Consider the following 1,078-nt stretch of genomic DNA (forward strand, 5'->3'; position numbering starts at 1 on the left):
CCGCCGTCGCGGGCCGGGGTGGCGTGGTCGTGGTGGCGGATCGGGGCGTCGCAGTAGGGGGTGCGGCAGCTTTGATCGCGCAGCCCGATGAACCGGGCCAGGCCGGTGGGGAAGATCCGGGCTTTGGATTCCATCGCCACCAGTTGGCCCGAGGTGGGGTGGCGGTAGAGGCGGCGCAGGGTGGCTTTGGTGTCGGCATCGGCCGCGGCGTCGCCGGTCAGTTGGCGCACCACGGCCGCGGGGACCGGCCCGAACCCGGACAGAAAGCCGGGGGCGTCGTCGTCGCCGAACAGGGTGGTGTCGGCCAGCACCAGGTTCAGCGCCACCGCTACCGGCTCATCGGCCGCCCGTCCGGTGACCCGCTCGTAGAGGGTGTCGGCCATCACCTGGCCGCGGGAGCGCCCGTCGACGGTGGTGTCGGCTTGGCGTTTGAGCGCGGCGTAGAGGGCCACGCCCTGCGCGACCGGCAGCAGCGCGGTCACATAGGTCATGGTGGCCGGGGCGGGGCGGATGCTCACGCAGCGGTCTTGGGCGGCTTTGTTGCTGCGTTCGACGACCGCGGCGGCGTCCAGGCGGGTGGTGATCTTCTTGGCTTCGGCCTCGACGCGTTTGTCGCCCCAGCCGCTCAACCGGGCCGCGTCGGCGCACAGCTCGGCGTCCAGTGCGCGGCGGTGGTCGATGCTCAGGCAGGCCGATTCCCGCACGATCAGGGTGGCCCGCCATTCCGAGAGCGCCCCGCCTTGCAGCGCGGCCAGGGTGTGGGGCATTTCCTCGACCAGGGCGCGGGCCATCCCGAGATGGCGGCCCCCGCGCACCGGGGCGTCGTGGCGGGCCAGCGCGACCTCGCCGGCCAGCCCGCGGCCCCGCCGCGCGGCCGGCACCCCGGCGGCGGCCTCGGCGGCGCGGCGTTTGGCCGCCCACAACGCGGTCGCGCGGGCCTGCGCGGCGGCCGCGGCCGACTTGAGCCGTTCGCAGCGTTCGACGAGGTCACGCAGGTCGGCTTCACCAGCCCCCGGATCGATATCGAACACACTTTCGAACATGAACCCGACGCTACACCCGACCCCCGACAAACCGG

The 1,078-nt window shown here is 73.7% G+C and carries 1 protein-coding gene; it reads right to left on the minus strand.

Annotated elements, in window-relative coordinates:
• On the minus strand, window positions 1-1,043 hold a 1,043-nt coding region (locus JDV09_RS13855; protein WP_221369716.1), incomplete at its 3' end, for a 13E12 repeat family protein.
• Window positions 1,044-1,078 lie beyond the last annotated feature (35 nt).

The sequence above is a fragment of the Mycolicibacterium xanthum genome (assembly GCF_019710635.1).
GTDB classification, from domain to species: Bacteria; Actinomycetota; Actinomycetes; order Mycobacteriales; family Mycobacteriaceae; genus Mycobacterium; species Mycobacterium xanthum.